The 24,668-nt window shown below is 48.7% G+C and carries 24 protein-coding genes; 2 read left to right on the top strand and 22 right to left on the bottom strand.

Annotated elements, in window-relative coordinates; translation table 11 throughout:
- Nucleotides 1-12: 12 nt before the first annotated feature.
- Entirely contained in the window at nt 13-1,353 is a 1,341-nt protein-coding gene (locus tag PSI9734_RS02430) for a sodium-dependent transporter (protein ID WP_173919518.1), read from the top strand.
- Here the strand turns inward: PSI9734_RS02430 and PSI9734_RS02425 are convergent.
- From PSI9734_RS02425 to rluC, 17 genes are all read right to left on the bottom strand, one after another.
- Nucleotides 1,350-2,810 carry a bifunctional 2-methylcitrate dehydratase/aconitate hydratase gene (locus PSI9734_RS02425; RefSeq protein ID WP_173919517.1) on the bottom strand — a complete coding sequence of 487 codons (1,461 nt, stop codon included), beginning with the start codon at nt 2,808-2,810 and terminating at the stop codon, nt 1,350-1,352. The genes PSI9734_RS02430 and PSI9734_RS02425 overlap by 4 nt on opposite strands.
- Before the next feature lie 187 nt (nt 2,811-2,997).
- A complete protein-coding gene (locus PSI9734_RS02420; RefSeq protein ID WP_173919516.1) occupies nt 2,998-3,789 on the bottom strand; it encodes a TatD family hydrolase in 792 nt (263 codons plus the stop codon).
- 54 nt (nt 3,790-3,843) lie between these two features.
- A complete protein-coding gene (locus tag PSI9734_RS02415) occupies nt 3,844-4,170 on the bottom strand; it encodes a PilZ domain-containing protein (protein ID WP_173919515.1) in 327 nt (108 codons plus the stop codon).
- A gap of 2 nt (nt 4,171-4,172) precedes the next feature.
- A complete protein-coding gene (locus PSI9734_RS02410; RefSeq protein WP_173919514.1) occupies nt 4,173-5,126 on the bottom strand; it encodes a hypothetical protein in 954 nt (317 codons plus the stop codon).
- Nucleotides 5,127-5,129: 3 nt separating this feature from the next.
- Complete coding sequence (gene tmk / locus PSI9734_RS02405; RefSeq protein WP_173919513.1) at nt 5,130-5,759, bottom strand: dTMP kinase; 630 nt, start codon at nt 5,757-5,759, stop codon at nt 5,130-5,132.
- A 4-nt stretch (nt 5,760-5,763) separates the two neighbouring features.
- Entirely contained in the window at nt 5,764-6,777 is a 1,014-nt protein-coding gene (gene mltG, locus PSI9734_RS02400; RefSeq protein ID WP_246194684.1) for an endolytic transglycosylase MltG, read from the bottom strand.
- Nucleotides 6,753-7,550 (bottom strand): aminodeoxychorismate lyase, encoded by a 798-nt coding sequence (gene pabC, locus PSI9734_RS02395; protein WP_173919512.1) that lies wholly within the window; start codon nt 7,548-7,550, stop codon nt 6,753-6,755. Before pabC ends, mltG begins: the two co-directional genes overlap by 25 nt.
- A gap of 47 nt (nt 7,551-7,597) precedes the next feature.
- A complete protein-coding gene (gene acpP, locus PSI9734_RS02390; protein WP_173919511.1) occupies nt 7,598-7,837 on the bottom strand; it encodes an acyl carrier protein in 240 nt (79 codons plus the stop codon).
- 126 nt (nt 7,838-7,963) lie between these two features.
- The gene (fabG, locus tag PSI9734_RS02385; RefSeq protein WP_173919510.1) at nt 7,964-8,704 is read right to left on the bottom strand and encodes a 3-oxoacyl-ACP reductase FabG; all 741 of its coding nucleotides are present in this window, start codon (nt 8,702-8,704) and stop codon (nt 7,964-7,966) included.
- Between the two features lie 2 nt (nt 8,705-8,706).
- Nucleotides 8,707-9,624: an ACP S-malonyltransferase gene (gene fabD, locus PSI9734_RS02380; protein ID WP_173919509.1), complete on the bottom strand. Its 918-nt coding sequence runs from the start codon at nt 9,622-9,624 to the stop codon at nt 8,707-8,709.
- A gap of 22 nt (nt 9,625-9,646) precedes the next feature.
- On the bottom strand, nt 9,647-10,615 hold the full coding sequence (locus PSI9734_RS02375; RefSeq protein WP_173919508.1) for a beta-ketoacyl-ACP synthase III: 969 nt from the start codon (nt 10,613-10,615) through the stop codon (nt 9,647-9,649).
- A 7-nt stretch (nt 10,616-10,622) separates the two neighbouring features.
- A complete protein-coding gene (gene plsX, locus PSI9734_RS02370; RefSeq protein WP_173919507.1) occupies nt 10,623-11,648 on the bottom strand; it encodes a phosphate acyltransferase PlsX in 1,026 nt (341 codons plus the stop codon).
- A gap of 21 nt (nt 11,649-11,669) precedes the next feature.
- On the bottom strand, nt 11,670-11,840 hold the full coding sequence (rpmF, locus tag PSI9734_RS02365; protein ID WP_173919506.1) for a 50S ribosomal protein L32: 171 nt from the start codon (nt 11,838-11,840) through the stop codon (nt 11,670-11,672).
- An 18-nt stretch (nt 11,841-11,858) separates the two neighbouring features.
- Nucleotides 11,859-12,383, bottom strand: coding sequence for a 23S rRNA accumulation protein YceD (gene yceD / locus PSI9734_RS02360; RefSeq protein ID WP_173919505.1), 525 nt, complete (start codon nt 12,381-12,383; stop codon nt 11,859-11,861).
- Nucleotides 12,384-12,428: 45 nt separating this feature from the next.
- Nucleotides 12,429-13,031 carry a Maf family protein gene (locus tag PSI9734_RS02355; protein ID WP_173919504.1) on the bottom strand — a complete coding sequence of 201 codons (603 nt, stop codon included), beginning with the start codon at nt 13,029-13,031 and terminating at the stop codon, nt 12,429-12,431.
- 13 nt (nt 13,032-13,044) lie between these two features.
- Nucleotides 13,045-13,701, bottom strand: a complete 657-nt coding sequence (locus PSI9734_RS02350) for an HAD-IA family hydrolase (RefSeq protein WP_173919503.1) — start codon at nt 13,699-13,701, stop codon at nt 13,045-13,047.
- Entirely contained in the window at nt 13,698-14,645 is a 948-nt protein-coding gene (gene rluC / locus PSI9734_RS02345) for a 23S rRNA pseudouridine(955/2504/2580) synthase RluC (protein WP_173919502.1), read from the bottom strand. The genes PSI9734_RS02350 and rluC overlap by 4 nt, the downstream gene beginning before the upstream one ends.
- Nucleotides 14,646-15,120: 475 nt before the next feature.
- On the opposite strand from rluC, the gene rne reads away from it, so the two are divergent.
- Nucleotides 15,121-17,907, top strand: coding sequence for a ribonuclease E (rne, locus tag PSI9734_RS02340; protein ID WP_173919501.1), 2,787 nt, complete (start codon nt 15,121-15,123; stop codon nt 17,905-17,907).
- Between the two features lie 88 nt (nt 17,908-17,995).
- On the opposite strand, the gene PSI9734_RS02335 is transcribed toward rne, so the two are convergent.
- The 5 genes from PSI9734_RS02335 to hppD form a co-directional block, all read right to left on the bottom strand.
- Complete coding sequence (locus tag PSI9734_RS02335; protein ID WP_173919500.1) at nt 17,996-20,488, bottom strand: S9 family peptidase; 2,493 nt, start codon at nt 20,486-20,488, stop codon at nt 17,996-17,998.
- Between the two features lie 104 nt (nt 20,489-20,592).
- A complete protein-coding gene (gene maiA, locus PSI9734_RS02330; protein WP_173919499.1) occupies nt 20,593-21,234 on the bottom strand; it encodes a maleylacetoacetate isomerase in 642 nt (213 codons plus the stop codon).
- 25 nt (nt 21,235-21,259) lie between these two features.
- Nucleotides 21,260-22,279: a fumarylacetoacetate hydrolase family protein gene (locus PSI9734_RS02325; protein ID WP_173919498.1), complete on the bottom strand. Its 1,020-nt coding sequence runs from the start codon at nt 22,277-22,279 to the stop codon at nt 21,260-21,262.
- Between the two features lie 3 nt (nt 22,280-22,282).
- Nucleotides 22,283-23,428, bottom strand: coding sequence for a homogentisate 1,2-dioxygenase (locus tag PSI9734_RS02320; RefSeq protein WP_173919497.1), 1,146 nt, complete (start codon nt 23,426-23,428; stop codon nt 22,283-22,285).
- The gene (hppD, locus tag PSI9734_RS02315; protein WP_173919496.1) at nt 23,421-24,497 is read right to left on the bottom strand and encodes a 4-hydroxyphenylpyruvate dioxygenase; all 1,077 of its coding nucleotides are present in this window, start codon (nt 24,495-24,497) and stop codon (nt 23,421-23,423) included. Before hppD ends, PSI9734_RS02320 begins: the two co-directional genes overlap by 8 nt.
- Nucleotides 24,498-24,668: the final 171 nt, after the last annotated feature.

Below are 24,668 nucleotides of genomic sequence, written 5' to 3'. Positions count from 1 at the left end.
AAGAATCGATCTATGGCTTCTTCACCTGCATTTTCATCACGTATTGGCTTTATACTTGCCGCCGCTGGCTCAGCCGTTGGCGTTGGTAATATTTGGGGTTTTCCTACCCAAGCTGCGAGTAATGGCGGCGGCGCATTTTTATTAGTCTATCTGGTTATGATACTGGCCCTTGCCTACCCTATGCTGGTGGCGGAACTCACCATTGGCCGTATGCGTCAGCGCAACCCGGTCGAAGCCTTGCGGGCTTTAAGCGAGAAACGTTTTTGGCGCGGCTTTGGCGCGCTAACCGGTATTGTTGGTTTGGTCATACTGTCGTTAATCTTAAGCTTTTACGCAATTGTGTCAGGTTGGTTACTTGCCTTCATGTTCGCACCCTTAGCAGAGCTTATGGGCTTCACCGCAGCAGCCCAATGGTTAACCGACTTTAGCGTCGAGCGTAATTTAAGCATGATGGTGGTGTTCCTACTGTTAACCATCCATGTGATCCGCTCGGGCGTCACCAATGGCATAGAACGTTGGTCAACGCGTTTAATGCCATTGTTATTTGTTTTACTTATCGCCATGGTGATTTACATTTTAACCCTACCTGGTGCAGGTGAAGGCCTTAAAATGTACCTAACCCCAGACTTTAGTCAGGTACTTGAGCCGAATTTAATTATTCGTGCAATGGGGCAAGCCTTTTTCTCTCTGTCTATTGGTGCGGCCTGTATGATGACCTACGGCGCCTACCTTTCAAAAGATGAAAACTTGCCAAAAACCGCGGGTTGGGTCGCCGGCCTTGATACTTCCGTGGCCTTTCTCGCGGGGTTGCTTATTTTACCGGCAATGTTTGCCGCGCAAGAGCTAGGCGTGGTTATTTACGATGATGCAGGCGTGTTACTTTCCTCAGACACACTGGTATTTGCAGTGCTACCGGCCATGTTCGACTCCATGGGGAGCGTGGGGCTATGGGTCGCTTTCGCGTTTTTCGCATTGATGGTTATCGCCGCGATTACCTCTTCCATTTCCATGCTAGAGGCGCCGGTGAATGCCCTTCGTGAAGAAACCGGTCAACCACGCTCGCAAATGGCATGGGTTGTAGGTAGTACCATTGGCGTTACCTCGGCACTTATCATCTACAATTTCGAGGCCTTGTTTGGTCTGGTTATCACGATCACCACGGTTTACATGCAACCCTTGTTGGGCTTAACTTTTGGTGTCTTATTGACGTGGGTATTACGGCAAAACTACCTGTTAAAGGCACTCCAAGAAGGTTCGCCAGAAATCCAAAAATCAATGTTTTGGAAAATCTGGCCATGGTACGTCAAGTTTGTTTGTCCGATTCTTATTTTACTGGTGATTTGGCGCGGTTAAAACGTTAGCCACGCCATCATATCGGTCACCGGCGTTTGCAAAAAGCGCTGGTGATCATTGCAAACAGAGAGAATCTTCTCTACTTTCTGCGGTGGTAAGCGCGTTGTCAAATTGCGCGCGAATTTCTGCTCAAGTACCTTGATACCCTCGTCGCGGCGGTGACGGTGGCCGATCGGGTAGTGAACTTCAACACGCTCGGTACTTGTTCCATCTTTAAAAAATACTTGAATCGCGTTAGCGATCGAGCGTTTGTCTGGGTCTAAGTAATCACGACTGTAGCTTTCATCTTCAACCACCTGCATTTTTTCACGCAATTGATCAATTCGTGGGTGCGCTTGATGAAACTCATCCTCATAATGATCAGCCGTGAGCTCACCGAATAACAGTGGCACCGCAACCATATACTGTAAACAGTGATCGCGATCAGCAGGGTTTGCCAAGGTTCCTTCTTTGGCAATGATGCGTATCGCCGACTCATGCGTGGTAAGCGTAATCTTGTCGATTTCATCGACTCGCTCAACCACCGCGTCATGCAACTTAATCGCGGCTTCACAGGCGGTTTGAGCATGAAACTCTGCCGGAAACGAGAGTTTAAAAAGAATATTCTCCATCACATAGCTGGCGTATTCTTGTTGTCGCGACAGCGGCTTCCCCTTGAAACTGACATCATGGAAGCCCCATTCTCTCGCGGTGAGTGCACTTGGGATCCCCATTTCGCCGCGCATGGCGATGTCTGCCAAGCGCACGGCGCGACTGGTTGCATCACCTGCTGCCCACGACTTCCGCGAGCCAGCATTTGGTGCATGGCGATAAGTGCGCAGCGACTGGCCATCAACCCATGCATGCGACAACGCAGCGAGTACTTGTTCACGAGAGCCCCCCATGAGCCATGTCGCTACAGCTGTTGATGCAACTTTGACTAACAAAACGTGATCAAGACCGACCCGGTTGAAACTGTTTTCTAGGGCCAACACCCCCTGAATTTCATGGGCCTTGATCATTCCTTCCAGCACATGCTTTAAGGTCAGTGGCGGCTGCCCGGTCGCCATTCGTTGTTGTGAAAGGTGGTCGCAAAGAGCCAATATCGCGCCTAAATTATCAGACGGATGCCCCCACTCTGCCGCCAACCAGGTATCGTTGTAGTCGAGCCAACGCACGCAACAACCGATATCCCATGCCGCTTTCACCGGGTCAAGCCGAAACGCGGTACCTGGAACTCTGGCTCCGTGTGGCACTTGAGTGCCTGCGACGAGCGGCCCTAGGTGTTTCAAACATTCAGGGTAGCGTAATGCCAACAGGCCGCAGCCTATGGTATCCATAAAGCAATGACGCGCTGTTTGCCAGGCTAGGTCGTTGTCGATCTCGGTCGCCAACACGTAGTCAGCAATCGCCTCAAGCTCAGTGTCATAATTTGGACGATCAGAACGATTCAAAGATGATCTCTTCGCAGATCCCATGGGTTTACCTCCTCACTAACGAGCGGTAGATAAAAAAATGCTCGGGACCAATGGAGATGAGTCCCGAGCGTAGGGGAATGGCTCAAGGGATTGAGCCGTGCGCTAACTCGATAAATTTGTACCGTAAAATTTAGTGTAGCCAAGTCTTAGGTTTTTGCTAAATAAATTTTTAATTCTTTACCAAAATTTAAGCACTGACCGGCTCAACTCGGTTAAACAGGCGGAAAAAGTTTGCCTTGGTTGTTTCTGCAACTTCAGCAACAGTAATACCTTTTATATCAGCGACACATTTGGCAACGTCTGCCACAAAAGCCGGCTGATTTTGCTTGCCTCGATGAGGTACGGGGGCAAGCCATGGGCTATCGGTTTCAATGAGAAGTTTGTCTAGCGGTAATTTCTTCACTACATCTCGTAACTCACTGGCGTTGCGGAAGCTCGCGATACCAGAAATTGAAATAAAGAAATCGAGATCATCGATAGCCTGTTTCGCCATTTCATATGACTCAGTAAAACAATGCAGAACGCCGCCACAATTTTGCGCTTGCCCTTCACGCAACAGACTAAGTGTATCGTCACGTGCATCTCGGGTGTGGATAATCAGCGGCTTCTGCAACTCGTTTGCCAATTCAATATGGTAGGCAAAACTGTTTCGCTGGACGTGCTTACTCTCGCTATCGTAAAAGTAGTCTAAACCAGTTTCGCCGATCGCCACCACATCATCTGCACTGGCAAACTCACGAAGCTGCTGCTGCTCAAGTGGGTGTTTCGCAATATACAGCGGGTGTACACCACAACTAATTGCAACCTGAGGGTAATCCTTCACAAGTTCCCGCATCTGCGGAAAATCATCAAGCGTGACACCAATGCACAGCATCTGCTGCACCCCAGCTTGTTTGGCTTGGCGCATAACCTCATCTAACGAACCGTTAAATTCGTCCAACTTGAGCTTATCTAAATGGCAATGTGAATCGATATACACAGCGACTCCTTAACGTTGTGTTGGCAAAAAATAGAACTTTAAAACGAGGGCTAGTTACATAGTTGCGGTGGGGGCGTTAGACTCACCGAGGTGGCCCAGCAAGGTTTCAATACGGTTGCGAAGGTGTGATTTGTCCTCGAGGAATTGTACCCCGACTCCGCCTTGATCAGCTCGGCCTGGCCGTGCCGGAGCCAGCCAAACCACTTTGCCTTTCACTAAGGTTTCGTCACTATCGCCAGGCAATTGCACTAACAGCGCAATTTCATCACCGATACTGTAAGGGTCATCGGTCGCGACAAATAGCGCTCCCCCTTTAATAAACGGCATAAAGAGACGACGTAATTGCTCTTCTGATTTTAATTGTACACGCTTTGCAGCCATGATTAGTGCAACCTCATCCAGAGTTCTTGAAGCAGTAATGGGCCATTAAGACCGCTTTGTTCCGCGCTCGCTTTACGCACACCATAACATGATTTTAACCAATGATTTAATTCTGTCACGTTAAAATTTTTCTCGGTTAACCAAAGCCGCAACGGCTGACTGTCATCAACCAGTTGCAAATGCTCTTGGCCGAGCCCTTGCTGCAGGCGTATTAACTCACCTAACAGTTGCTCGGTAGCCAACAGCCATGCTTGCCAATTACCTTTATCAAGCTTGGGCCAGCTTAGTTGGCCGAGGATCACCGCGCTCAGCTGCTGCAGATGATCGGTAGGCAATTGCCCTGCTTCAAACCAGCTCAGTAACGCTAACGGCCGATGGTGGTAACGCTGAGTTAACTGTTGTTCCTCTGCCGTCAATACGCGTTTCAAGCGCTGAGCTAACCACTGTTCGACTGCGTCAGTCGTTGGTATCTGAAACCGGTGCAGTTGCATGCGGCTCCGTAGTGTTGGTAACAATCGTTCCGTACGCTCTGGGCTTACCACGAAGTACGTTGCCTGAGTCGGCTCTTCTAACGTCTTCAATAACGCATTTGCCGCTGTTACCGACATGCGCTCGGCATCGCGTAACCAAACCACCTTCGCCCCTGCTTGATTCGGTGTTTGTTGTAACTTTTCCGTTAGCTCGCGAATTTGATCGACACCGATCCCCTTGCCATCATGGCTTGCCACCTCATAGTAATCGGGATGATTTCCTGCGAGTTGCAATAAACAGCTTTTACAGCGACCGCAGGCTCTTTGTTTCGGTTGGGTACAAAGTAACAACTTTAACCACTCCCGAATAAAGGTCTCGGCACCAAGATCAGGAAACCATGGTATGCAATGGGCATGGCTAAGTTTGCCACTGCTATGCTCATTCACTAAATGGCGCCAGTTTTCGCGTAACCAGGGTAAACTCACGTGTTAGCCTCTCTCACCAAAGAGTTCAAACTCTAAGGCGCCAATCAGCGCCTGATGCACAGTGGCCATCGGCTGTTCAGCGTCAATCACATGGATACTACGTTCTTGTTCGGCAATCTCAAGGTAGCGGGCGCGAGTGCGCTGGAAAAACGCAACGGTTTCCTGCTCGATGCGGTCTAACTCACCTCGCTCTCGAGCACGTTGCAGACCTACTTCAGGATCTAAATCAAGTAACAACGTAAGGTCGGGTTGAAAGTCGCCTAACACTAACTGCTTTAGCGATTGTAGTTTGGCATCACCAAGTTCACGGCCGCCCCCTTGATAAGCACGAGAAGATAAATCATGGCGATCGGCGATCACCCACTTACCTTCAGCTAAAGCGGGTTGAATCACATTCTTTACTAGTTGTACCCGGCTGGCATACATAAGTAACAGTTCAGTTTCAGCACTTAGCTGTTCTTCCCAGTTCTGCTTAACTAAATCGCGTAGGGCTTCTGCCAAAGGCGTACCACCGGGCTCGCGTACGGTTAGCGTGGCAATACTTTTGGCTTGCAAATGGCTGACCAAGCTCGCCATAGCTGAGCTTTTCCCTGCACCTTCAAGACCTTCTACAACGATAAATTTTCCCTGCATAATCTTACTGCGTTCCTCGTTGGTATTTATCGACTGCACGATTATGCTCGCTCAGCGTTTCCGAAAAAATATGGCCACCTAAGTTATCAGCCACAAAATAATAATACGGCGACGTTGCTGGCTGCGCTGCAGCCGTTAAACTCGCTCGACTTGGCATCGCTATAGGGGTTGGCGGTAAACCATTAATACGATAGGTGTTATACGCGGTTTTCTCACGTAAGTGAGCACGCGTCAGGTTACCGTCAAAGTTTTCAACGCCATAAATAGTTGTTGGGTCCGACTGTAAACGCATGCCTTTGCGCAAGCGATTCACAAATACCGAACTCACTAAATCACGTTCGCTACCTAAGCCCGTTTCTTTTTCAATAATGGAAGCCATGATAAGTAACTCATAAGGCTCTGTATAGGGCAGATCTAAAGCTCTATCATACCAGGCATCATCGAGCCTTTGCTGCTGCGAACGATAGGCTAACTGCAATAACTCTATTGCCTTAGTGCCAGCGTAAAAGTGATAGGTATCGGGGGCTAAATAGCCCTCAAGAGACGACAGCTGTGTTTGTCCTGTCACTGCTTTAACCAAGTCCTCTGCATTGACCAGTTGACTCGAATCAATGTAATCATGTTGGCGGATGGTTGTAAGCCATTGCACGAACGTCTGCCCCTCGATGAGGGTGACGGCAAACTGGTGCTGCTCGCCCCTGCGCAATTGTTGCCAAAGCTGCTGCAGGCTTTGGCCCTTTTGCAGTTGATAAACTCCAGCTTGCAGCCCCGCAGGTTCACTCCATAAACGACTCGCCAAGTAGTTCGTCGTTGCGGTGCCTTGCGGTAACCACCCGCGGTCGCTAAGTGTTGCTAAAATTGATTTGGCATGAGCACCACGCTTAAGCTCAAAAAGTTGGGTATCCGCATCCAGTTGCAATGGTTGCTGAACCAGTTGGAAACTCCAATAAGCTGCCCCTGCTGCTAGCAGTAGCGTTACGCAACTTACAATAATTAGGAAACGTCGGATTCGTGCCACCAGGATTTCAGCGCCTTTGGTAAATGAGGATCACAAAGCCTATGTTCGCCTATTTGCGCAACTGGGCGCAAGCCTAAAACACTATTTGTCAGTACAACCTGCTCAGCTTGCAAAAATTCATTCACCGATACCGCGTCGACAATCTGCAAATCGACCGGTTGCTGCTCAAGCAACTGCCGACGAACCACCCCCGCTATACCCGCGTATTCTAAGCTAGGCGTAAACCACTGCCGGCCCTTACGCCACAATAGGTTACTAGAAATGGCTTCAATAACATTCCCAGCCGTGTCTAGCACGATAAGCTCATCTAATTGGCGTTGTTGCTTTTCTTGGCTCAGCATCACTTGCTCTAAGCGATTTAAACTTTTAAGCCCCGCTAGCAGCGGCGAACGGCTAAGCGGTATAGCGGCCACAGCGACATTGAGGGGGACGGTCGTACGTGTGGGGAGTGGCGACGCCTTTAGATACCAATTGGCTTGGCTTTGCACTTCAGCGCCATAACCACGAGAACCTTCTCCTCGGGTAACAATAATTTTTACCACTAAGTTTTGTTGGGGATGTTGTTCAATAAGGCGCTTAATACAGCCCAGAAGCTCAGCTTGTTCGGGTAATAGCATTGCGAGCCGCCGACTGGCCTCTTGCAAACGTTGCCAGTGCGCTGACCACCAGCGTGGTACACCATTCTCTATGGTAAGCGTAGTGAAGTGACCGTCGCCAAATTGCAGGCCGCGGTCGATAGCTTGGTTAGGTATTTCGCGGTTATTGTGCCACATAGAAAAAAGGCGGAATTTTCATTCCGCCTTCTTCAGCAAGCTTTAGCTTAGTCGTTTGCGTGATTTGTCACGTAATCGATAGCCGCTTGAACAGTTCTGATTTTCTCAGCTTCTTCGTCTGGGATCTCAGTTTCGAATTCTTCTTCGAGAGCCATCACCAACTCAACGGTATCTAGTGAGTCAGCACCTAGATCGTTTTCGAAAGAAGCTTCAGATTTAACTTCTTCTTCTTTAACACCCAATTGTTCGATGATGATTTTCTTTACGCGTTCTTCAATAGTACTCATTGTTTCTATATCCCTTCATTTAGGTATCGAGTTCGAAATTGCGCTTAGTGTAGTGAAAGCGGCGGCATTAATAAAGGAAAAAATCGCTAATTCCCGAGAGGTCGTACCCCTTGCTCGCCGAACGACTTACACCATAGCTAGACCACCGTTTACATGAATGGTTTCACCAGTGATATAGGCTGCCCCAGGCGATGCCAAAAACACTACAGCGGCCGCGACTTCTTCCGGCTGGCCTAAGCGTGATGCTGGAATATTCGCAAAAATAGCTTCTTTTTGATCATCCGTTAACGATTTCGTCATATCGGTATCAATAAAACCAGGCGCAACACAGTTGACGGTAATTCCACGCGCAGCGATCTCTTGTGCCAATGCTTTGGTGAAACCGGCTAAGCCAGCTTTCGCTGCACAGTAGTTGGTTTGACCAGGATTCCCCGTTGTGCCAACCACTGAAGAAATATTGATAATACGACCGTGCCGACGCTTCATCATCCCGCGCATAACGGCTTTACAAAGACGATACACCGATTTCAGATTGGTATCGAGTACGGCATCCCAGTCGTCATCTTTAAGGCGCATTAATAGGTTATCTTTGGTAATACCAGCGTTATTCACCAAAATATCGAGTTGCCCATAACTCTCGTCAATCGCTTTAAGTACCGTGGCGACGCTCTCGGCATCGGTCACGTCCAACTGACGGCCTTCACCCATGTCGCCTAAGTAGTCAGAAATAGCCGCAGCGCCGCTGTCGCTCGTCGCCGTGCCAATCACTTTCACACCTTGTTGAGTGAGCTGTTGAGCGATGGCTTTACCAATTCCGCGGCTTGCACCCGTAACGAGCGCAACCTGCCCTTGCATTGTTGTTGTCATAATTAAATCCTTGCTTTAATTGCATCGATACTATTCACCGCATCACTTTGTATCGACTTATCGATGCGCTTGTTAAGTCCAGACAATACCTTTCCTGGACCAATTTCATAAATTTCCGTCACGCCTTGCTGAACTAAATAACGTACGGTCTCTGTCCAACGAACTGGCGAGTAAAGCTGGCGTATAAGTGCATCCCGTATAGCATCTGCATCGCGTTCGTCTTTTACATCGACGTTATTGACCACCGGAATATTAGGCGTGTTGAGGGTTAATTTGCCTAATTCGACGGCAAGCTGCTCCGCCGCAGGCTGCATGAGCGCACAATGGGATGGAACACTTACCGGTAAAGGTAACGCGCGTTTAGCGCCCCGCTCTTTACAGGCTTCCCCGGCGCGTTGAACTGCTTCGGCATGACCCGCAATCACTACCTGGCCCGGTGAATTATAGTTCACTGCGCTGACAATTTGATCACCCGCGGCAGCGGCACAGGCTTCTTCAACCAGTGCGTCGTCTAAGCCAATAATTGCTGCCATCGCGCCCACACCACTTGGGACCGCTTCTTGCATCAATTCACCGCGTTTGGCAACTAACGCCACCGCATCTTGAAAATCAAGGCAACCACTACAAACCAGCGCAGAATATTCGCCTAAACTATGCCCAGCAAGCCAACGTGGCGCCACACTACCGGCACTTTCCAATGCTCGATACAGAGCAACACTTGCGGTAAGTAAGGCTGGCTGCGTACGTTGCGTTTCATTTAATTGTTCGGCGGGCCCGTCTTGCGCCAACTGCCACAAATCGTAACCGAGTACCTCACTGGCAGCGGCGAAGGTCTCGCCTACCACAGGGTAGTCGGTCGCTACGTCGGCAAGCATACCGACCGATTGCGATCCTTGTCCCGGAAAAACATATGCTCGCATGGTCTCTTCCTTTTCGTTGTGTTTAATAAGTTATTAAAGCTGAACCCCATGCGAACCCGCCCCCAAAGGCTTCTAATAAAAGCCTTTGTCCGCGCTGAATACGGCCATCTCGAATGGCTACATCGAGCGCAATTGGCACGGATGCCGCTGAAGTATTGCCGGTATCCGCAAGTGTCGTGATCACTTGCGACATGGGCATTTTCAATTTTTTTGCTGTCGCTTTAATTATACGCAAATTCGCTTGATGCGGAACCAACCAATCGAGGGCATCAGGCGTTAAGTTGTTGGCAACTAAAGTTTCATTCACCAATTCACTTAACTTGCTTACCGCCACTTTAAAAACTTCGTTGCCCTTCATGTACATCCAGGCCTCACTGAGTTCTTCAGCTTGGCTGCGGCTGTTACGTGGAAGATGGTTGACCCCTAATAGGTCGGCAAACTCACCCGCACTATGCAAATGGGTAGACTCAACACCTGGCGTGTCACTGGCTTGTAAAACCATTGCGCCGGCGCCGTCACCGAATAACACAATGGTGTTACGATCTTCAGGGTGACAAAGGCGCGACAGCACATCGGTGCCAATCACAAGCACATTTTTGTAGGTGCCGCTTCGAATATACTGGTCGGCAACACTGAGGCCAAAAATAAAGCCGGAACAGGCTGCAGCCACATCGAAAGCAGGTATATTTTGTTCGGTTAGGGACGCCTGTATTTCGCATGCGACACTCGGGAATGCACGCTCTCCAGAGGTGGTTGCTACAACTATTAAGTCGATATCAGAGGTGTCTAGATTTGCCGCGGAAAGTGCTTGGCGAGCTGCTGCAGCGCCCATAGTTACCGCGTTTTCGCCTTGCCCTGCAATATGGCGTTGATGAATTCCCGTACGCTCAACGATCCAATCGTGCGTTGTATCAACACGCTGTTCAAGCATGGCATTAGTCAAGCACTGGGATGGCAAATAATGCCCAGTACCTGCGATTCTTGCAAACATAAGAACCTTATTCTTGCTCTAGAAGTACGTTTTCTACCTGGTCACGAATGCGTGTAGGTAGGTCGTGTTGCGTCTCAGAAACAGCTTGCTCAATCGCACTATAAAAGGCTTTTGCATTGGCATCACCGTGGCTTTTTATAACGACGCCACGCAATCCTATCAAACTTGCACCATTGTAGTGGTCGGGCTTCAACCAATCCCATGAGCGTTGTAAACGACTGTAGAACAATTTAACAAACCAACGCGTGAGCCAGTGGGCGTGAATATTGGCACGTATATTTGTCAGCAACAGCTCGGCAAGACCTTCACAGCTCTTCAGCGCAATGTTTCCCACAAAGCCGTCACAAACAATCACATCGGCTTTGTCGGCGAACAGATCGTCACCCTCAATAAAACCAATATAATTAAGCGATTTAGATTGTTGTAACAATTGTGCGGTCGCTTTCACAACATCATTGCCTTTGATGTCTTCGGCGCCCATGTTTAAGAGCGCAACGCGAGGTTTATCGATGTTCAAAACTTCACGAGCAGCGACAGATCCCATAACCCCAAATTGAAACAAGGTATCACTGTCACAAACCGGGTTAGCGCCTAAATCAAGTAAAAAGGCACTGCCACCTGAGGCTTGTGGAATGGCTGACATTAAGGCTGGTCGCAACACACCTGGTAAGGTTTTTAACGCGAAATAGGCTTTGGTCATGAGTGCGCCAGTGTTGCCTGAGCTAACACAAGCAGCGGCCTCACCGTTAGCAACGAGATCGAGTGCAATGCGCATTGACGAGTCTGGCTTCGCGCGTAGCGAGTAGCCGGGTTTATCTGTCATCGCTACCGTTTGACTAGCGTGTTTTAAGATAACCCTTGGATGGTCTGCAAGTTTATTTGCAGCTAATAGAGGTTCGAGTTCAGCTTCATCGCCGACAACGATAAAGTGATAATTGGGAAATGCGGATAACGCATCGACTAATGCGTCAATTACAACAGAGGGGCCATTATCGCCCCCCATTGCATCAAGTACCAGTGTCAGTGCGGCCATAGCCTCACTTCCAGCTCTTGGTTACTTGTTTATTACTTTACGGCCTTTATAAAAACCGTCAGCTGTTACGTGGTGACGACGATGCGTTTCACCAGAGGTAGAGTCAACCGACAGTGTAGGGCCGCTCAGTGCGTCGTGCGAACGACGCATGTCGCGCTTAGAACGACTTTTCCGATTCTTTTGTACAGCCATTTACGCTATCTCCTAAGTTTATTTACGCTTTAATTCTTGCAGCACAGCAAAAGGATTATCCTTTTCGCCCGAGGCATCATCAATTTTGCCCCACTGCATTGCTTTACTATCTATCCGACATTCGCGCTCGTCATGTTTAACCACAACAGGCATTGCCAATATCAGTTCGTCTTCGATAATTCGATGCACGGGGATTTCGCCAAGCTCATCCACTTCAATAGCTTCGTACTCACTCGGCATATCGGTGGCCGTTTGACGTTTGGTTACCGGAGCATAAGCATAATCAGCTATCAACTCTACTGGCATGGGGTCTCCACAGCGCTCGCAAGCGACTGTGACTTTGACCTCAGCATGTCCGCGCATGTGCTTAATGTTTTGTGCGTCGACTCCAAACTCGAGTTCAACATCAACATCAGCACAAGGGACAACCAAAAGCTCTTGTAAACGATTAAGCGAAGTACCCGGCACAAGACCTGAGTAGCTTAACTGTTTACCGGCACTTTTTACCGGATCGACCGAAATGGGTATACGAACCTTCTGCATAGGGCGCGAATATTAAAGGATTCAGCCACTGAAAACAAGTGATTTTCAGCTTTTTCTCTGCTTCTCGACCAGCAACGGATTTATCCCCCAATGACGCAACATTTCGAGCAAGCGGATCACCGGTAAACCGATGAGAGTATTGGGGTCATCACCTTGAAGAGACTCAAAAAGGCTTATACCTAAACCTTCGCTCTTAAAACTTCCCGCGCAATTAAGCGGTTGCTCCAGGGCCACATACCCTTCAATCTCCGCGTCCGATAAATTCCGAAAGTGCACGGTAAAAGGTTCGACCGACGATAACAGCTCATTTGTTGCGCTATTGAATACCGCTAAGCCCGTAAAAAACGTCACGGTTTTGCCCCGCGCCTGTTGTAATTGCGCAATGGCCTTTTCGTCACTGCCTGGCTTACCAAGGATGTCACCATCCACAACTGCCACTTGATCAGAGCCAATCAGCAAATGTGCAGGGTAAGCAGTTGCCAGTGCTTTGGCTTTTGCAATGGCTAGCCGTTCAACTAATTCTTCAGCTGTTTCTCCCGCGCCTCTCGACTCATCGACCTGCGGTGCGGCACAAACAAAATCAGGTAGAACTTTTTCTAACAGCATTCGACGGTAAGGTGACGTCGAAGCTAAGACAATTGCAGACATCGAAGGAGTCTCCTTAATTAATTTTTCGCTTAAGAAAGGCGTCAAATTGCGACCATGAAGACACCACTGTCAGTGGTTCATAGGCCGCGAGCTGAGCTGCAGAGTGGACGCCGAAGTCAACCCCGACGCTGGCCATGCCAGCAGCTTTAGCCATCGCAAGGTCGTGAACAGAGTCGCCAATCAATAGCGCTTCATTAACGCTGCACTGCGCCTCGTCAAGCAATTCAAATAGCATCTTAGGACTAGGTTTTGACTGAGTTTCGTCGGCGCAACGTGACGCATCAAAAAATCGCTGGGTGTTGGTTTCTTGCCAAACCCGATCAAGCCCGCGCCGCGCCTTGCCTGTTGCCACTGCCAACTGGTAGCCCCGCTCGCGCAGGCTGGTCAACATTTCTGGTACGCCATCAAACAAAGGTGTCGGGGTGGTATCAAGTTCGACATATTGATCACGGTAGCGCGCTAGGAACTGCTTCAGCTGGCGCTCGTTTAAGGTACCGAACAGTCTTTCAATGGCAGGCTCTAAACTAATACCAATAATATCTCGCACCGCTTCAGCGCTAGGAACAGGCAATGACAGATGCGCGGCAGTCGCTTGCATCGACGACACGATGCGCGCAATGGAGTTCATCAAGGTACCGTCCCAGTCAAAAATCAGTAGCTTGTAGTTCATTTTGATAAATTCTTGAGCGTTGCGGTGAGTCGATCGTCAAGTGGCGCTTCAACCGTGACCGTTTTACCAGTTTGCGGATGTTCGAAGCTAAGTCGATGGGCATGCAAAAAGAGTCGATTCAAGCCCTGTTGCTGAAGTTGGCTATCAAATACTTGGTCACCATACTTTGGGTCGCAAGCAATGGGATGCCCAGCATGAAGCGCATGAACGCGAATCTGATGGGTTCGACCGGTTATTGGCGATGCTTCAACTAGGGTACAGTCGGAAAACGCTTGTTTAACCCGAAAACGGGTTTCCGACGGCTTGCCGGCAGCATCAACTCGGACCACTCGCTCGCCTGACTTCAAGGTGTTCTTTAGTAACGGAGCAGCAATAAACTTCACGTGCGGCTGCCAATGGCCACGAACCAACGCAAGGTATTGCTTGTTCATGGTTTTTTCGCGCAATTGTTGATGTAGCGACCGCAGGGCTGAGCGGCGTTTTGATATTAATATACAACCACTGGTTTCACGATCGAGGCGATGTACAAGTTCCAGTTGTTTCGCGTCTGGGCGCAACGACCGAAGGCTCTCAATAAGGCCAAACTGCAACCCAGAACCACCATGCACAGCAAGCCCAGAAGGCTTGTTCAACACCATCAACACATCATCTTCATACAGCACTTGATCATTCAACGCCTGTACTTGATCTAATTTTGCTGATGGTAACGGATTCGCCTCGGCCACTCGCACTGGAGGAATACGTACAAGATCGCCTGGCTGTAATTTATAGTCAGGTTTACAACGCTTTTTATTGATACGCACTTCACCCTTGCGCACAATTCGATACACCAATGACTTAGGCACACCTTTTAATTGCGCAAGTAGGAAATTGTCAATGCGCTGACCACTGTAATCAGCGTCGATAGTGACCCAACGGACTTTTATTGATTCATTTTCGCTCATGCCGTTAGTTTATCATTTTCCTATTTTTGTGACTGCATTTTTGTTGCATTATTTTATCTTGTGCTAAATACCCTGTTCATGGGATAATAAATGTCCGGAGAAAACCGCACCGGGCAGTTTGAGAGCGGTATGAACTATAAAATTAGTGGTGTCTAGGCGCATCGAATACGATTGCAACACGACCTCCACCTCAGGGTACAAAACGCATACAACGTATTTGAGATCCTGACGGCACGGAACATGCACAAGACCTAGTCACTAAATTGTCAAAAGTATTTGCGACAACACGGTACGAACAAGCGTATTTCGGCTTGGTAACCAATTGCGTACCTCACGTTGGTGTTGAGAAGTAACACAACGGGAGGTGTCATCATACGCTGCGATAGCGCGATGGCAGTCTACAATTCAATCTCGAAATAGCGATGGCGGGTGCGCCTTCGTACTGTGTTGTGGCACAAAAGAAAGAGTCACAACCATGAAAAGAATGTTGATCAATGCAACGCAGCAAGAAGAATTGCGTGTTGCTTTGGTGGACGGACAACGATTATATGATCTTGATATCGAAAGTCCTGGCCACGAACAAAAAAAAGCAAACATCTATAAGGGTAAAATTACCCGTATCGAACCAAGTCTTGAAGCTGCTTTCGTCGATTACGGCGCTGAACGCCACGGCTTCCTTCCACTCAAAGAAATTGCCAAAACCTACTTCCCTAAGGGCTACACTTTTTCTGGCCGACCTAACATTAAAGATGTGGTCAAAGAAGGTCAGGAAGTTATTGTACAAATAGATAAAGAAGAGCGCGGCCAGAAAGGCGCCGCACTAACGACCTTTATTTCTTTGGCGGGTAGTTACTTAGTGCTGATGCCAAACAACCCTCGTGCCGGCGGGATCTCACGTCGCATCGAAGGTGATGAACGCACCGAGCTGAAAGAAGCTATGCGTAATTTGACCTTGCCTGATGGCATGGGTTTGATTGTTCGTACCGCCGGTGTTGGTAAATCAGCAGAAGAGCTGGAATGGGACCTCAATGTTCTGGTTCATCATTGGCAAGCGATCGAGAAAGCCGCGGAACAGCGCCCTTCTCCATTCTTGATTCATCAAGAAAGCAATGTGGTATTTCGTGCCATTCGCGACTACTTACGTCGTGATATTGGTGAGGTTTTAATCGACAATACCAAGGTATTCGAACAAATACGTGATCATGTTGCACTGATTCGTCCAGACTTCGTTAACCGCGTAAAGACCTACGATGGCGATATTCCGCTCTTCAACCACTATCAGATTGAGAGCCAAATTGAATCAGCGTTCCAACGCCAGGTTCGTTTGCCGTCTGGTGGATCCATTGTTATTGACCCAACCGAGGCATTAACCTCGATTGATATCAACTCAGCACGTGCGACACGTGGTGGCGATATCGAAGAAACCGCATTCCAAACCAACTTAGAAGCTGCTGAAGAAATTGCCCGTCAGCTGCGTCTACGTGACGTTGGCGGTCTGGTGGTGATTGATTTTATCGACATGACTCCAGTGAAGCATCAACGTGAAGTTGAAAACCGTTTGCGTGATAGTTTGAAACAAGATCGTGCGCGTATTCAAGTGACACGTATTTCACGCTTTGGTCTACTCGAAATGTCGCGTCAACGTTTACGCCCATCCTTAGGTGAGTCAGCGAACCACGTTTGCCCTCGCTGTGACGGTCACGGTACCATTCGCTCGGCTGAGTCGTTAGCGCTTTCAATCTTGCGTCTAATTGAAGAAGAAGCTTTGAAAGACAACACCATTCAGGTACAAGCGCAGGTTCCAGTAACTGTTGCAACCTACTTACTGAATGAAAAACGTAAAGCCATTGCCGAAGTTGAGAAACGTCATTCTGTGTCGGTACTAGTGATTCCGAATAATCACTTAGAAACACCGCACTTTGACGTCAAACGTTTACGTAACGACGAAATGGATCAGGCCAACAGCTTTACGCTAATTGAAAAGCCTGAAGATACCAGCACTGAAGTGGTCTTGAATAAAGACAAACCAAGTTTCGAAGAACCAGCGCTGAAAGGCTTACAAGCCCCTGCCGCACCTGCACCTTCGCCGCAGCAACAAGCCGCACCAACTAAAGACACAGGGCCATCGTTGTTGCAACGTGTCGCCAAGTGGTTCTCTGGCTTGTTTAGTAACGACGACGAAGAGCAGCAGAAACAACAGAGCGAGCGCAACAACAACCGTCAACGCAATGGTAACCGTCGTGGTGGTCAAGGCCGTAATCAACGAGGTAACAACCAACGTCGACGTAATAATTCCTCGCGTCAACGCCCGCGTGACGAGCAGCAAAAAGACTCCACCGCAGCGACCGATACCAGTAAAGACGAAAACAAAGGTAATAAAGGTAACGAGCGTAATGACCGTGGTCAGCAGCGCCGTGGTGGACGCAACCGCAATCGCCAGCAAGGTGAGGCATCGCAGAAACCTAAAGAAGCCGCAACAGAGCAATCGCAGGATGCAAAACCTGCAGCTGAAGCCAAGCCTAAACCTCGCCGTCAACGTAGAAAGCTTGATAAGTCGGTTCGTATGGGTAAAGACGAGCAAGCCACTACCAACGATGTTGCACAGGCAGAGGCACCACAAGAAACTAGTGCGAGCTCTGAGCCAAGCGTTGAAAGCACCAACACGGTAACTAGCGACGCAACGGATAACAACGCCACAGAGCAAAGCAACGGTGAAAAGCGTGAAGGTCGTAATCGTTCACGTCGTAGTCCGCGTCATCAACGTGCCGCCGGCCAGCGTCGTAAGGCCGAAAGCCAGCAGTCAGAAGCAAACGAACAGGAAACTGTTGCAACGGAAGCTGACTCTACAAGCGTTGCACAGCCTGAGCCAGCATCGACAGATGAAGCGAAGGCACCGAAGCGTTCGGCTCGCATGGCACAAGCAGCAAAAGACGTTGCGGCTGAAAAGAAGGCGGCCGAAGCGGCAGAGCCTGAAGCTAAGCCAGAGCCTGAAGCCAAGCCAGAGCCTGAAGCCAAGCCAGAGCCTGAAGCTAAGCCAGAGCCTACGCCGGTGAAAAAGCCTGCGAAAGTGGTCGGTCGTCGTGTCAGTGCTCCTATGGCTAAAGCATCAGCGCAACCGCGTACCGGTGAATTTGCACCTTTAAAGGTCGCAGCCGAGAGCGAACGTCTCGCATTCAGCAAAGCAGCAACAGTTGCTAGCTACAGCCAAGCACGCGCAACATCGTCTGCAACAATGGCAAAATGCGAAAGCGATAAAAGCTAAGTTCCCCACATTCGGGTTCTAACAGCTCAACTAAAAAGGCCGAAATCAATGATTTCGGCCTTTTTTAATACTTGATGAAAACAGATCTTTATTTAAGGTTTTCTTCAAATAACTCGAAGATACGACGGTATTCATCAAGCCAGCTTGACGGTTGGCGGAAGCCATGCGGTTCAACTGGGAAGATCGCTGTTTCGAAATCTTCTTTTTCATGCTCAATCAACCGCTGTACCAAGCGCACACTGTCTTGGAAGAAGACATTGTCATCCACCATAGGTGAATTTATCAATAGCGCATCTTCTAGCCCTTCAGTGAAATAAATAGGTGAGCTGCGACGATAAGCAATAGGATCATCATCCGGCAAGTTCAAGATGTTCGACGTGTAGCCCGTATTGTAATGCGCCCAATCAGAAACAGGACGTAAGGCTGCACCCGCTTTAAATAAACCAGGTTCATTAAAGAGCGCCATGAAAGTCAGGAAACCGCCGTAAGAACCGCCATAAGTTCCCATTCGTTCGGTATCGACATTGGTGTTTTCACCGGCCCAATCAACTACGTCAACCAGATCTTCTACTTCAGGCCAACCCATATTGCGATAAATCGCAGTACGCCAATCACGGCCATACCCTTTCGAGCCACGATAGTCGAGGTCTAGCACAACATAGCCTTGGCGCGTTAGGAAGGTATGGAACATAAACTCGCGCTGATACCCCGACCAACCGGCATGAGCATTCTGCAAGTAGCCTGCGCCGTGAATAAAGACCACCGCCGGATATTTTTCGGCACGGTTTGGATCATAGTTTTCCGGGTAATAAACACGGGTATAAATTGGTTTATCAACATGGCTTGACGGAACTGGAACGATCTCCGGCACACTCCAATCAAAGGCTTTAAACTGCTCAGTTGCCGTCGATGTCAGCCGTTCTGCGCTACCCTGCTCGTTTAGCGAGCTAACATAGAGTTCAGACGGTTGCAGTGCGCTTGAGTAATTAAAAACGACGTTGTCGCCTGTTGGACTGAGTTCAAACGACTCGACCATACCGTCAAGATCCGTCAACTGTTCCGTTTCACCACTTTCGGTGTCGACGCGGTACAGTTCATAAATTCCTGGGTGCGAGCTGTTGGCGGTGTAATAGATTGCTCCCGTTTGCGCATCGACAGTCGGGTTTTCAGTAACATAGTCACCAGAGGTCAATTGCTGCTTGTCGCCACCCAAAACTTTAGTGTAGAGATGGGCATAACCATCTTCTTCGCTTTGGAACCAAATTTTATCGTCCGTTGCCGGCAAGAAACCAAAGTCATTGTGGGTATAGTTAATCCAGGCATCGTCGTGTAAACGGTGTTCGTTAACCAGTTGTTTGCCAGCAAAATCGATAGAGGCAAGCCAACGGTCTTTATTGTCCCACGCCTCTAACATCACTACTGCGTTCGAACCATTTTCTGACCAGCGAATTGCACCATTCTGCCAGCCCCAGTCTTGCATTAGGGTTATCGCTCGAGGTGCTTTCTCAGGAGTGTACTCTTTGCCTTGTGCAGCATGATTTTCCGCCTTCACGTCAGCAAGTACGTCTTCATTCCAACCTGGTAAGGTGTTGTAGGTTAACTGTGTCTGCTCACCCGAAGCTAAATCGAGCAGTAACACTTGGTGTTCAACTGGCTTGGCATCGGCAACTCGGCGACGCACCGACTCAGCCTTCACACGACCGTCTTCGGCGACATAATTAGGCATAATATCGCCGTCATCGCGCCAACTCTGCGGATCAGTTATTGCGACAATCATTTGCTCACCGTTCGGCGACAAACTGGCTGCTACGATTTGTTTGTTGGCACCAAGGTAGAAAGGCTGCGGGCCCACAGAGCTATTTTGCTGGGTGATTTGCTGTTGATGATCAGCTCGCGCTTGGCGATCACGCCGCTCTTTTTGTACAAATTCGATTAATTCAAGTTGCTCACGAGCCACGAAGTCTGAGGGCTCAGCCACGGCTTCAGGCTTATCTCGGGTTGCTAATGCAACCATTTGCTCAGTCATTCCTGAGGCAGGGTCAACGGCATAAAAGTCGTTACCTTGGCGGTAGCTTACGCGGCCGTCGTTAAGAAAGCTTAATTGGCTTTGACGTGCCTTATCTCGCGTTAACTGTCGCACATCACCGCTTTCTACGTTACGAACAAAAACATTACCTTCAAAGGTATACGCAACCATGCTGCGATCGTCATTAAAAATACCATTACCATACGCGTAATGATGCAGACGTTCTAAAGGGATTTTATGTGCTGCGTCTTTATCTAAGGGCAAATGAAACCAGTCACTGACCACACTGGCTTCGCGCTTTTGCTGATAAATGACACCACTGCCATCAAGCATCCAGTAGGCGCGGCTTGGGGATCTTGCGACCCAATCTTGGTCAGCCATGATCTGTTTGATCGTCAGCTCACCCGATTCAGCCATCGGGCTGGTATTGGTTTCAGCAAGACTCAAGGTTTCTGGCGCTGTGGTGGCAGCGGTTGAGGTACTCGGTACATTGGTTGCCGCACAGGATGCAGCGACTAATGCAGCAAGTATCGAAACAGTAAATTTAGTTTTCATTCTTATGTTTCCCTTTCATTGAAGTGTCTGCCATTAAAGCAAAATGCCCAGCAAGTTACGAGCTGGGCATTTAAACGTTGCGATGAACTTATAATTTCTTGCGATCAGGATTCCGCATCAGGTTGCTTACTTGGATGGGCGGCGCGGACATATGGAAGATCTTCCAAGCGCTCATAAATGCCCATCAACACGGGATAAGGTGTCAAATCAATACCAAAGCGTTGCGCACTTGCAACTTGCGGCACCAAGCACACATCCGCCAGTGAAAACTCATCGCCTACGCAATAAGTTCCGCCGACCTCTTCGAGGTTCTTCTCGAACGCTTTAAAGCTCTCCGCGAACCAATGGTCTAACCAAGCTTGCTTTTGCGCGTCGGTCACCTCGAGTTGTTGCTTTAAGTACTGCTGCACACGTAAATTTATGAGCGGTTGCAGCTCGCTTGATAAATCAAGCGCAAGAGCCCTTATTGCGCCGCGTTGCTTGGCATCGCCTGGCAATAAACTTGGCTGCGGGTACTTGTCTTCGAGATATTCAATAATCGCGACCGATTGATGCAAAATAACTTGACCATCAACCAGTGTCGGCACCAAACCATTTGGGTTTAGTTGCCGATAGGCTTGCTGGTGTTGCTGGCCACCATCTTTCAGTAAATGGACCGGCAGATAGTTGTAGTCCAGCTCTTTAAAATTTAGGGCTATTCGAGCCCGATAACTGGCGCTCGAGCGCCAGTAACCGTAGAGTTCCATAGACAGACCCCTTTAAGAAAACTGTTTAGTCTGCTTGATACTGTAGAACCTTTTGCTCGATACTGCCAAAGATACTCGCACCATCGTTATCTTTCATTTCGATTTTGATAGTGTCACCAAACTGCATAAAACCGGTGGTCGGCTTACCATCGCGAATCGTTTCAATCATACGAACTTCGGCGATACAACTGTACCCCACCCCGCCTTCAGCAATAGCACTACCATGGTCCGTTCCTTGCTTATTAGAAACAGTCCCCGAACCAATAATGGCGCCAGCACTAAGGTGCCGTGTTTTCGCTGCATGCGCAACTAACTGAGCAAAATCAAAGGTCATGTCTTCGCCAGCATTCGGCTTACCAAATGCTTCACCGTTATACTCACTTAATAGCGGTAAGTGGACCTTATTATCACGCCACGCATCGCCTAATTCATCAGGCGTAACAGCGACCGGTGAAAACGATGACGATGGTTTTGATTGGAAGAAACCAAAGCCTTTACCCAGCTCATTTGGAATTAAACCGCGTAGAGACACGTCATTTACTAGCATCAGTAAGCGAATGTATTGACCGGCATCCGCGGCCTCAACACCCATCGGCACATCATCAGTAATAATGGCAATTTCACCCTCAAAATCGATTCCCCACGAGGTGTCGCCCATTTCGATGGTGTCTTTCGGCCCCAAGAAGTCGTCTGATCCACCTTGATACATAAGCGGATCTGTCCAGAAACTTGGCGGCATTTCAGCATTTCGAGCACGTCGAACCAATTCGACATGGTTAACATATGCACTACCATCTGCCCATTGATAGGCACGCGGCAACGGCGACTCACACAGACTTTCGTCAAATGCGACTGCGTCGTCTAGCTCGCCATTATTCAATGCGGTATAGACCGTTTGCAGCTCTGGTGCTATACCTTCCCAATCGTCAAGAACTTCTTGTAAGGTCACAGCCAAAGCGGGAACCGCAACAGCTTTCGTAAGATCACGACTCACCACCATAAGTTGGCCGTCGCGTGTACCATTTCGATAGGTTGCAAATTTCATATATTATTTAGCCTTTTGGTCTTTGTCTTGCCAGCTATACACATAGTCTGGGTTTTCAACTTGTTCACAAGCAGCGCCCATTTCTAACGCATTACGCGTATCTAGCATAACCGCCACTTCATCAGTGAATTTTTTCTTATGTTCACGCCCGGCTTGGAACGCTTTCGGATGCGGACCATGGGTAAAACCTGCCGGGTGAAACGTTACCATACCCTTATCGATATTATCACGGCTGAAAAAGTCACCTTCGTGGTAGAACAGTACTTCATCGTAATCATCGTTATTGTGGTAGAACGGCACTTTTAGCGCACCCGGATCCGACTCGATCGGCCGTGGAACGAACGTACACACCACAAAGCCCTCGGCCACAAACGTAGTATGGGCTGACGGTGGTAAATGGTAACGGTGACTCATTAACGGGCGAATATCGCGCCAGTTGACGCGCACCGGTGCTAAATCGCCATGCCACCCCACTGCATCAAGCGGATTATAAGGATAGGTAATGCGAGAGATTTTATCGTGGCGCTTTACTTCAATATGCCACTGCTCTTCACTGTATTGAGCTTTGAAGTCACTATCAATATCGGGCGTATCTAAACACGCTGGATCAAAAATCGCATGGTTGCCAACTAAGCCTTTCTCGGGCAGTTGATAGGCACTATTTGTCGCCTCAATCATCACCATCTGCATCGGCTCTAATGGTTCTAAACGCCAGTTTGTTGAACGCGGAATAACGAAGTAATCACCCTTTTCTAAGGTTATATGGCCATAGTCGCAAAATAATTCGCCACGCCCTTCGTGAATAAAAAGTAATTCGTCCCCGTCAGCATTGCGAACCAAATAAGGCATAGGGTCATTACAATGCCAGATGCGAAATTTACACTGAGCATTGTGCAGTAGTAGCGGCACTTGCCACGGCGACGCCGTGGCTACATTATCGAGCTTGTTAAAGTCGAAATTACGTGGCCGCAAATCACCTTCCCATTCGCTCCAACCGGTTGGCGCATGGCGGTGATGAAAGTGAGTCGCCGGACCAAAGAAACCGCTACGCCCAACTTCACGTTCATAGATCGCCTGCTCCGGGAAGTCAGCGTGAGCTTGTTTCGAGCTCACACCCACTTGTTTCGGAAAGCTGATCCATTTACGCATCGTCTAACACTCCTCGACGAATTTGGTCTTCTTCGATCGATTCAAACAGCGCTTTAAAGTTACCTTCGCCGAAGCCTTCGTTACCTTTACGCTGAATAATTTCGAAAAAGACTGGGCCAATCACGGTCTGAGTGAATATTTGCAACAGAATGCCATCTTTCATTGGCGCACCATCAATCAGAATTTGCAGATCGCGAAGATTTTCAAGATTCTCATCGTGACCTTCTACCCGCTCATTTACTTTCTCGTAGTATGTGTCTGGCGTTGGCATGAAGTTCATACCGATACTGCGCAAGTCGCGAACGGTCTGATAGATGTTGTCCGAGGTTAACGCAATATGCTGAATACCTTCGCCTTTGTATTCCCGCAAGTATTCTTCAATTTGTGATTTATCGTCGTGGGATTCGTTAATTGGAATCCGAATTTTTCCACACGGAGCGGTCATTGCGCGGCTTAACAAACCGGTGAGTTTGCCTTCGATATCGAAGTAGCGGATTTCACGGAAGTTACCGATACGTTCGTAAAAACCTGCCCATGTGTCCATGTTACCGCGGAATACGTTATGCGTAAGATGGTCCACTTCGTAAAGGCCTGCAGCATGTTCTTTCATGCTTGCTTCCCAGTTGTCATAAAAATCGAAATCGGCTTCGTAGACGCCCTTACCTTCATAGTTATCAATGAACGAAAGTACGCTTTCACCGATACCGTAAACGGCTGGGAAATCGGCTTCGTTTGGTCCTACCGAACGTTTAAACGGCTTCGCACCGTTCTCAATAGCGTGAGCAACTGCGTGTTGCGCATCTTTGACACGCCAAGCCATACCGCAAACACTCGGGCCATGGTCTTTAGCAAAGGCTTCAGCCTGACCGCCTGTTTCCGCGTTAACAATAAAGTTGATATCGTTTTGCTTGTAAAGCCACACTTCTTTGGTTTTATGTTTTGCCACTTCGGTGAAGCCAAGCTTTACGAAAAGGTCTTTCAACGCAGCAATGCCTTTCGCGTCAGGGGCTGCATACTCGACGAATTCAAAACCGTCGGTTTGTAATGGGTTATAGTTAATATCTGTCATCCGGTTGTCCTCACTGCTGTTTGGCTTTAGTTATGATGACCCATGTTCTACTACGCTTGGTCACGAACTGCTAGCCGCACAGCTTAAACAGTACGGCTGTTGCCAACTGCTACTTTTGTAAAGTTATTGATACAGATCAATTTTAGCTTACTAAAAGCACCGCCTATGTAC

The sequence above is a fragment of the Pseudidiomarina piscicola genome (genome assembly GCF_902806985.1).
GTDB lineage: Bacteria > Pseudomonadota > Gammaproteobacteria > Enterobacterales > Alteromonadaceae > Pseudidiomarina > Pseudidiomarina piscicola.
The sequence above is the reverse complement of the archived record's forward strand: the minus strand, read 5'-3'. Positions and strand labels throughout refer to the sequence as shown.

Coding starts and splice junctions, on each gene's coding strand:
- PSI9734_RS02430 (WP_173919518.1), top strand. CDS start 13: ATGGCTTCTTCACCTGCATTTTCATCACGTATTGGCTTTATACTTGCC.
- PSI9734_RS02425 (WP_173919517.1), bottom strand. CDS start 2,810: ATGGGATCTGCGAAGAGATCATCTTTGAATCGTTCTGATCGTCCAAAT.
- PSI9734_RS02415 (WP_173919515.1), bottom strand. CDS start 4,170: ATGGCTGCAAAGCGTGTACAATTAAAATCAGAAGAGCAATTACGTCGT.
- tmk (WP_173919513.1), bottom strand. CDS start 5,759: ATGCAGGGAAAATTTATCGTTGTAGAAGGTCTTGAAGGTGCAGGGAAA.
- pabC (WP_173919512.1), bottom strand. CDS start 7,550: ATGTGGCACAATAACCGCGAAATACCTAACCAAGCTATCGACCGCGGC.
- acpP (WP_173919511.1), bottom strand. CDS start 7,837: ATGAGTACTATTGAAGAACGCGTAAAGAAAATCATCATCGAACAATTG.
- fabG (WP_173919510.1), bottom strand. CDS start 8,704: ATGACAACAACAATGCAAGGGCAGGTTGCGCTCGTTACGGGTGCAAGC.
- fabD (WP_173919509.1), bottom strand. CDS start 9,624: ATGCGAGCATATGTTTTTCCGGGACAAGGATCGCAATCGGTCGGTATG.
- PSI9734_RS02375 (WP_173919508.1), bottom strand. CDS start 10,615: ATGTTTGCAAGAATCGCAGGTACTGGGCATTATTTGCCATCCCAGTGC.
- plsX (WP_173919507.1), bottom strand. CDS start 11,648: ATGGCCGCACTGACACTGGTACTTGATGCAATGGGGGGCGATAATGGC.
- rpmF (WP_173919506.1), bottom strand. CDS start 11,840: ATGGCTGTACAAAAGAATCGGAAAAGTCGTTCTAAGCGCGACATGCGT.
- yceD (WP_173919505.1), bottom strand. CDS start 12,383: ATGCAGAAGGTTCGTATACCCATTTCGGTCGATCCGGTAAAAAGTGCC.
- PSI9734_RS02355 (WP_173919504.1), bottom strand. CDS start 13,031: ATGTCTGCAATTGTCTTAGCTTCGACGTCACCTTACCGTCGAATGCTG.
- PSI9734_RS02350 (WP_173919503.1), bottom strand. CDS start 13,701: ATGAACTACAAGCTACTGATTTTTGACTGGGACGGTACCTTGATGAAC.
- rluC (WP_173919502.1), bottom strand. CDS start 14,645: ATGAGCGAAAATGAATCAATAAAAGTCCGTTGGGTCACTATCGACGCT.
- rne (WP_173919501.1), top strand. CDS start 15,121: ATGAAAAGAATGTTGATCAATGCAACGCAGCAAGAAGAATTGCGTGTT.
- PSI9734_RS02335 (WP_173919500.1), bottom strand. CDS start 20,488: ATGAAAACTAAATTTACTGTTTCGATACTTGCTGCATTAGTCGCTGCA.
- maiA (WP_173919499.1), bottom strand. CDS start 21,234: ATGGAACTCTACGGTTACTGGCGCTCGAGCGCCAGTTATCGGGCTCGA.
- PSI9734_RS02325 (WP_173919498.1), bottom strand. CDS start 22,279: ATGAAATTTGCAACCTATCGAAATGGTACACGCGACGGCCAACTTATG.
- PSI9734_RS02320 (WP_173919497.1), bottom strand. CDS start 23,428: ATGCGTAAATGGATCAGCTTTCCGAAACAAGTGGGTGTGAGCTCGAAA.
- hppD (WP_173919496.1), bottom strand. CDS start 24,497: ATGACAGATATTAACTATAACCCATTACAAACCGACGGTTTTGAATTC.